Source organism: Microcoleus sp. PH2017_35_SFW_U_B, assembly GCF_020737865.1.
Lineage (GTDB): Bacteria > Cyanobacteriota > Cyanobacteriia > Cyanobacteriales > Microcoleaceae > Microcoleus.
Map to the genome: position 1 here is coordinate 22,389 of NZ_JAEQDE010000100.1, position 7,598 is coordinate 29,986.

General features: G+C 46.5%; 5 protein-coding genes and 1 pseudogene. 2 read left to right on the forward strand and 4 right to left on the reverse strand.

Annotation, left to right across the window (positions count from 1 at the left end; genetic code table 11):
- Positions 1-287: 287 nt before the first annotated feature.
- Positions 288-3,482 carry a CHAT domain-containing protein gene (locus JGK36_RS26340; RefSeq protein WP_293198518.1) on the reverse strand — a complete coding sequence of 1,065 codons (3,195 nt, stop codon included), beginning with the start codon at positions 3,480-3,482 and terminating at the stop codon, positions 288-290.
- Between the two features lie 301 nt (positions 3,483-3,783).
- A complete protein-coding gene (locus tag JGK36_RS26345; protein WP_293186938.1) occupies positions 3,784-4,599 on the reverse strand; it encodes a DUF928 domain-containing protein in 816 nt (271 codons plus the stop codon).
- Positions 4,600-4,873: 274 nt separating this feature from the next.
- On the opposite strand from JGK36_RS26345, the gene JGK36_RS26350 reads away from it, so the two are divergent.
- Positions 4,874-6,370, forward strand: coding sequence for a glycosyl hydrolase family 57 (locus JGK36_RS26350; RefSeq protein WP_293193782.1), 1,497 nt, complete (start codon positions 4,874-4,876; stop codon positions 6,368-6,370).
- 219 nt (positions 6,371-6,589) lie between these two features.
- Here JGK36_RS26350 and JGK36_RS26355 read toward each other — a convergent pair whose 3' ends face one another.
- Positions 6,590-6,889 (reverse strand): hypothetical protein, encoded by a 300-nt coding sequence (locus tag JGK36_RS26355; RefSeq protein ID WP_293148499.1) that lies wholly within the window; start codon positions 6,887-6,889, stop codon positions 6,590-6,592.
- 50 nt (positions 6,890-6,939) lie between these two features.
- Positions 6,940-7,146 carry a DNA-3-methyladenine glycosylase gene (locus tag JGK36_RS26360; RefSeq protein ID WP_293193780.1) on the reverse strand — a complete coding sequence of 69 codons (207 nt, stop codon included), beginning with the start codon at positions 7,144-7,146 and terminating at the stop codon, positions 6,940-6,942.
- Positions 7,147-7,229: 83 nt separating this feature from the next.
- Here JGK36_RS26360 and JGK36_RS26365 point away from each other — a divergent pair.
- Positions 7,230-7,598 (forward strand): annotated as a pseudogene (locus JGK36_RS26365) (RNA-guided endonuclease TnpB family protein); the annotation flags it as partial.

Consider the following 7,598-nt stretch of genomic DNA (forward strand, 5'->3'; position numbering starts at 1 on the left):
AGTTCCAGGATTAAGTTGAGACCAATCCCCCTGTGGTGGCCCCGATTTCGATCGCCGAGGTATTTTTGTCAATAAATTAAATCGACACATGACTTATCCAGGCGCGATCGCCTTTCTGTGGAGATTTCAGCCAAAAAACTAATTTTTTCGCGGGATTTGGCAATTCTTTACAAAATTTAACCGAAACTCCCCATTACCAGAAAGAATTGGTTGAAATCAGACTATTCATTACTCCAATCCTCGGACTTATAAGTAGAGGTCGCTCTCAAACTGTCAACTGTCAACTGTCAACTGTCAACTGTTGAAGCTTCGCCGATCAGGGTGAAAGCTGCCCAATCTCTGGGGTTTGGGTGCTGCTGCATTGTCTCCAGCATGGCGCTGCACAGGGCTTGAGCTTTGTTGCCCGTTCGATCGAGATTTTGATAAAATTTCACCATCAAATCGGCTGTAGGAGCATCTGGCACCGCCCACAAAGAGACGATCGCACTGGATGTACCAGCCGAAATTAAAGCGCGAGACAAGCCGATAACCCCGTCACCGGTAATCCGCCCCATGCCGGTATTGCAAGCACTCAAAACCACCAAATCCGCCTGGAGGTGCAGGTGCAAAATTTCCTCAGCCGTCAGCAAACCGCTATCGGTGCGATCGGGTGCAAAGGCGATCGCACTGCCGAGTCCGCGAGTGCGATCGAGCAATCCGTGGGTGGCAAAATGGACAATGCGGGCGTCTGACAACCGCTGAAGCACGGCAGATTTGGTAGCCGAATTTCCCGTGAGGGCTTGGGTTTGGAACAATTGGGCGATCGCCTTAGCTTCGGTTTCTGAATGCGGCAAAGCAGATAACTGCTGCGGAGGTTGGCCCGGTACCAGAGCAACTTCAGGCATTGTCGGATTTCCTACTACTAAAATATCCCCAGCTAAATTAGAAATTTCTTGTCGTTTTTGACTCGTTAATTCCAGAATTTGAATTGCAGGAGCAGTCAAAATAGTATGTTTTTCAATCAAGTATTTTCCAGCAGCATCTTGCAGCGCCGGAAACGGCACAAAAAACAGTTCGCCTTGAGGAATAAAGATAATTTTAGCTGCTGGATCTGTCGGCAACAAGTCAGCAATCGGTTCGATTAGCAGTTGATGGAGTTTTTGCAAGCGAGGGTGATTGGTGAGGCTCGATTCCACTTTTGCTGCTACATCAATTGCAGGCCTCTTAATAGTCAACCCTGCGGGCCAAGAGGATTGGCAGAGCGAGAGAATGTTGTGAGTTTTATCAACAGATATTACTTGCCAAGGTTCCCAATTCGGCGCATCATCGTGGAGTTTGACTAAATCACCTGGGTACATTTTTAGAGTGGGATTGAAATCGCGATTCCTGATGCCGATCGCCTCGCGAGAATCGGCAACCAGCTCTTTGAGCGAAGTATGTTCGTAGTTGATGTCAACTTGGCGAAATGCTATTTCACCCGTGGGCTGAATTACCCAAATAAAGAGTTCTTCTAAAAAAGAAATCGAATATTCTACAAAAGTTGCATTTTGGGCTCTGGCAATTTCTTGAATGCGATCGATGTTAGGCGGCTTAATATCGGGTATCGCATCTGAATTGGCAGATAACCGAGCACCCAGTAATTCTACAAACGCCCGCGCCCGCCCCCGCTCCGCAATTTCCAGCGCCTGTTTGGTTTTTTTCTGGACGATCAGGGTTTTTTCTAAATGGCGGTAAGTTGCGGCTTGGGTTTCAAAAATAGATACTTTAAAGTTATCGTGATCGCTTAATTTTCCCCGCAGCGATTCCCAAGTTTGAATTGCATCGCCCAGGACTGTTTCAGCTTCTGCAAACTTGCCAAAGTCAAATAAAGCAAGTCCTAAATTGTTGAGAGTTGCCCCTTCTGATGCGGTTTCGCCGATCGCCCGCGCGATCTCCAAACTCTTGCGGCTGTATTCGATCGCCCGCTGGTACTGCCCCAAACAGCGGTAAGCATTGCCCAAATTTCGGCAGGAAGTTGCTTCCCCAGAGCGATCGCCAATTTCCTGTTGAATATCTAAGGATTGTTTGTAAAATGCGATCGCCCGCAAGTAATGCCCCAAATTACTGTAAGCATTACCCAGAATCACCAAAGAATTAGCTTCCCCAAAGCGGCTGTCAATTTTCGGTGCAAGATTCAGGGACTTCTCACAGTATTCGATCGCCAATTGATTTTGTCCCAGGGAAACGTAGGTACGTCCCAAAGCGTTTAAGGAGTTCAATTCTCTATGCTTAGAGTTGAGTTTTATTGCCATATCTAAAGACTGAAGTTGGCATTCGATCGCCTGCTGGTATTCGCCCAGGGAATGATATGCACTCCCCAAATCGCGCCAGAAATTAGGTTCTCCATAGAGGTTGCCGATTTCCGGCTCAATCTTTAAACACTGTTGGTGGCACTCAATTGCTTGCAAGTATTCCCCCAAAGCATTGTAAATATTGCCCAAAGCGTTTAAAGAATCCACTTGTCCAGCGCAGTCGCCGATATCTCGCTGAATATTTAGCGCTTGCTGGTGAGAGTCAATTGCTTGCGAGTATTCCCCCAGCGCGCTGTAAATATTGCCTAGATTGTTCAAAGAATTTGCTTCTCCGTAGCCGTTGCCGTTGTTTCTATGAATATTGAGCGACTCCTGATAGTATTCCATCGCCTGCGAGTATCTTTCCACGGAAATACTATCACTTTCCGAGAACGAATCTTGCTCCGGGCGCGGTATTTCTGGTCTCTTCAGAATGTTAACAAAAAATTTATTATTAATAGGAGACTGAATCGAGCGGTAAATCGACAACACATCTGCCGCCGACAGCGCCTGTTTGTAGAGCCGAATATCTCCAATATTGCCTCGATAAATGCCACCAAAATCGTCCGATCGCCTGCCAACAGTCAGGGGTATACTATTGATAAGTGAACTCTGTTGCCCTGTTGGGTTGAACCGCCAATCTACTTCCTTGCCATCGACATACCAGCGCCCTCCATCCAATCGATCGCGATCGACAGCAACCCCAACGTGATGCCATTGGTTGTCGCTAATAACAGGGAAAGTATCAATTTTTGTATAATAATATTCGCTACCAGAGTTTACCCAACTTTTTCCATCGGCTATTTGCAGGTTAATTTGACCGTGATAAAGAAATAAAGCCCAACCCCGTAAAGGGCCAGAATTTTGAATCCGTTTATCGATAATCTTGACAATACCCAAATCACCCGTGCGAATCCACGCACACACAGAAAAGTCTTCCGTGCCGACATCCAGCAAAGGAGTGACTGGGAAAGTAACGTAACCTCCTGTCAGCAGCAGGCTTTCTTGCGGCCCGTTTTGCGATCGCTCAACAGCACGGCAAACGCTGTCAATTAGCAGTGCTGGAGGGAGATCCGGGCGATCGCTCGCCAAGTTTCCTGCTGCATCAAATGACCAAAGGGCGATCGGTGCTGTATTGAAAGTATTGTAGGCGCTTAATATTGGATATTTCATCTATAGGTTGATGTCTTATTTTTTAGGGAATTGTCAATGTAAATAATGGCGGGGATGGGGCGGGTTTTTGAGATTTTTTGTGGATTTTGTAGATGGTTGGCGAACCCGCCCCTACAGGATTTTGGGATGTTTTTTTGCAGCAAGCTCACCATAAATAAAAATGTACGATCCCTACAATTTGTCTCGTTCGTGTTCGATCCATTGACATTGATTCCTGTAGGGGCGGGTTCACCAACAATCTGAGCCAAAAACCCACAATCTCAAAAACCCGCCCCGGCCCATATATTATGCACGATCGGACTCAAACAAACGGTTCTAAAACAATCTCGTGCAAGCGCACAAACGGATGCTGCAATAAAGCATTCCAATCCGCCTCCAAAGTTACCAGAGAAGATATTTTTTCAAATCCAGTCAGCTCGGCTAGCGCTTCATACCGCAAATCATTTTCAGCATAAATCAGCAGCCTTTCCTCTAAAGTAGCTACCTGTAATTGACTCAAAAGTTTGTCCCGCAGCGCAACTAATTCAGTAATAGTTTCGTACCACAAACCGTATTTAGCCAACAGTAAAACGCGATGCCTCAGCGATGCAGTTTCTAGCTTAACTAAGATTTCTGGTGCCAATTTCACTCGCTCAACACACCCGTAGCGGGAGATATTCCCGCAGAAAAAATCCCAGCGATATTTTTTGCCAATTTCCAGAGGAGGTGCATTTGGTGGCAAGCAAAAACTCACAAGTCCCGCTGTTTTTGCAAGCTGAAAAAATGTTCGGAAAACTACTTCTTGATTTTCTTCGTCCCGCAGCACAAACTCAAAGGAAATGTCATCGGGAAATGGAGCCGGCAAGTACAGCCAAAAAGTCGGATGTGCGATCGCAGTCAATCCTAAATTTAGAGCCGGAATTAAAGCTAAAAAGTGGTGAAGATCGTCGCGGCTGCCTGCATCTCCGCGATCGCCCGGTGCACCCCGCGCAGGCGGCTCGTATGCGAGTATCTGCGGCTGCAAATGCGGTTCCCCCGATGAATCGGCGATCGTAGCAGCCAATCCAGGTTGAACAATGGTTACAGCCACCAGCAAATTAATCGCCGCCTGCTGTAGGAGCAGTTTTTTGTCATTCATAAAATATCTGCGAGGTAGAGGTACAAAGTCTCAGCGCGATCGCACGGCACCTGAAAATAATCTTGGCAGACTTTTATCTGCGTTTATCTGTGTTTATCTGCCTTAATCTGCGGTTTTTCTAATCAATCGTTGTGAGCCAAAGTCTAAATATCTGCAACTAAATGACAAATTCCGAAAAACATTTAAATCTGCTACCTTTTCTGCTACCCTAAAAGCATATAGCTATCTTACCAAATAGCAGACCGCGTTCCTCCACAATTCTTGAGAAAAACTTATGTCTGCGATCGCACCATCCCCCAACCCACCCGTTTTAGAAGAACTTCGCTCCGGATTGCCCAACATTTGCGGTTCCGAAGCAGAAATCACTGCCGCCACCAACAGCAACGAACCAGTCTTTTTACCTAAGACAAATCTGCGCCTCGAAAACATTCAAGCCGGATTTGCTTGCGCCCTGCATATGCACCAACCTACAATTCCAGCAGGTGCAAAGGGCGAACTAATCTGCAATCTCCAGAATATGTTTGAAAATCCCAACCAAGGAGACAACCACAATGCCGGAGTCTTTGCTTGGTGCTATTCCCGCATGGGCGAATTCATTCCCCAACTGATTGCTGAAGGTTGCAACCCGCGAATTATGCTCGACTATTCGGGCAATTTATTGTGGGGATTGCGCCAAATGGGACGCGACGATATCTTCAACAACCTCAAGCGAATTACCTGCGAACCTGAATACCAACCCCACGTAGAATGGCTGGGGACAATGTGGAGTCACGCCGTTATTCCCTCAACTCCAATTCCCGATATCAAACTCCAAATTCAAGCATGGCAACATCATTTTGCATCCATTTTTGGCATAGATGCCCTGAAGCGCGTTAAAGGTTTTTCGCCTCCAGAAATGCACTTTCCCAATCACCCCGATACTCTTTACGAATACATCAAAGCTTTGAAAGAATGCGGCTACCGCTGGCTAATGGTGCAGGAACATTCTGTGGAAAATATCGACGGTTCGGGATTGTCGCAAGACCAAAAATACATTCCCAATCGTTTGCAATCCCGCAATTCTCGCGGCGAAACCATCAGCATCACGGCTTTGATTAAAACCCAAGGTTCCGATACAAAATTGGTCGGTCAAATGCAGCCTTATTACGAAGCAAAAGGACGCAACAAACAGCAAATTAGCAATGTCACAATTCCTTCTTTAGTTACTCAAATTGCCGACGGCGAAAATGGTGGCGTGATGATGAATGAATTCCCCAGCGCCTTTGTCAAAGCTTGGCACGAAAACCGCGAACAAGGTGGCGGAAAATCCGGTGTTGTCGGTTTAAATGGGACTGAATATTTGGAGATGATTGAGGCGGCGGGTGTTAATCCTGATGATTATCCTGTTTGTCAGGGGATTAATCAGCACAAGATTTGGCTGCAAGTGAATCCTGATAGTGCAACGCCGGAAAAGGTGGAAAGTGCGATCGCGCAACTCAAGCAAACCGATCACAATTTTCACATGGATGGTGCATCTTGGACTAACGATTTAAGTTGGGTGAAGGGCTACGAAAATGTCCTGGAACCAATGAATCAACTCAGTGCAGCCTTTCACAAAAAATACGACACGCTGGTACAGAAAGATGCTGCTGTTACCAAGCAGTTTGAATATCAGCAGGCTTTGCTTTACAACTTGTTGGTACAAACAAGCTGTTTCCGCTATTGGGGACAGGGAACTTGGACTGATTACGCCCGCGAACTTTACAACCGCGGCGCTGCTTTGATGAAATAGAAGATGAGACGGCGGTTGAAACCGCGTCTACACAGACAAAACCCGCCTCCGCGGGTTGAAGTAACAAAATTTATGGTAGAGTGCCCCGGAAACCAACTATTTGACCAGTGTCAAATATCTCGGCTGACGCACCTTATACTTGTTGGCAAATTCGGGTCAATTACCAATTGCCAATTACCAATTACCAATGCCCCATTCCCCATTCCCCATTACCAAATCCTACATTTCCTGCATCAAACGCAAATAATTTTGTCTCATCTGCGTCATATTTTCCATCATTCTATTCGCCATATCTTTCTCAACTTCGCTCATTTGCTGCCAAAATACAGCAGAACGTCTGGCCAGAATTGCGTCTTCCCACAACATCTCCAAAAGTTGCGCGGCCATCGGATTTTCAGCATCTATAATCCCGCACAATTGCTCGAAAGCTCGGTTAGCTTCGGCGTGACTCCCAACATCCTGAGCGAGAGTCAGGCATTTTTTGAGTTGTACGATCGGGTTTTCAGAAGAGTAAGCCATAATTTCACTAAGTTTAAGCTACCAAATTTACACTGACACCTTTGACATTACTAGAGTTGCGACACGGCCGCACAGTTCCCCAAATACCACCGCCAAGGCAAATCAATCCCTTTAGTAATCCCGATCCGCGTAGTTTGCACAAAATTTATTGTACCCTCCTCCACGGCTTGCTGAAAGTCTTCGCTCCGGTGTTCCAACCGCAGCGCTTGGCCTGCGTCCAAGGGTAAACCGCTAAAAGTTCGATCGATCTCCAGCACCTTACCAAAAACTTGGGTTTAAAGCCCCGTCCTTCTAGGACGGCTTTGTGTTAGAATTTTAGCGTAGGGAGTTCCCACGTAAGATGTTCGTTCTAGAATTCAAGGCGATCGGCAAACCAAATCAGTCCTCCGCTATAGACGAAGCAATCAGAACTGCTCAATTCGTTCGGAATAAGTGCGTCCGTTTCTGGATCGACAACCGAGGAGTAGGGCAAAAAGACTTGTACCGTCACAGCACTGCGCTCAGAGAAGAGTTTGCCTTTGTTAAAGAATTGAACTCTAGTGCCTGCCAAGCCTCTGTGGAAAGGGCTTATTCTGCCATTGCTCGGTTCTACGACAACTGCAAGAAAGCCGTTCCCGGAAAGAAAGGTTATCCGACTTTCAAGAAAAACAGTCGCTCAGTTGAGTATAAAGTCAGCGGCTGGAAACTCTCAGAAACTCGGAAGCAAATC

Bases quoted from the DNA above. Each gene is read 5' to 3' on its own strand.
- JGK36_RS26350 (WP_293193782.1), top strand. From the start codon at position 4,874: ATGTCTGCGATCGCACCATCCCCCAACCCACCCGTTTTAGAAGAACTT.
- JGK36_RS26340 (WP_293198518.1), bottom strand. From the start codon at position 3,482: ATGAAATATCCAATATTAAGCGCCTACAATACTTTCAATACAGCACCG.
- JGK36_RS26345 (WP_293186938.1), bottom strand. From the start codon at position 4,599: ATGAATGACAAAAAACTGCTCCTACAGCAGGCGGCGATTAATTTGCTG.
- JGK36_RS26355 (WP_293148499.1), bottom strand. From the start codon at position 6,889: ATGGCTTACTCTTCTGAAAACCCGATCGTACAACTCAAAAAATGCCTG.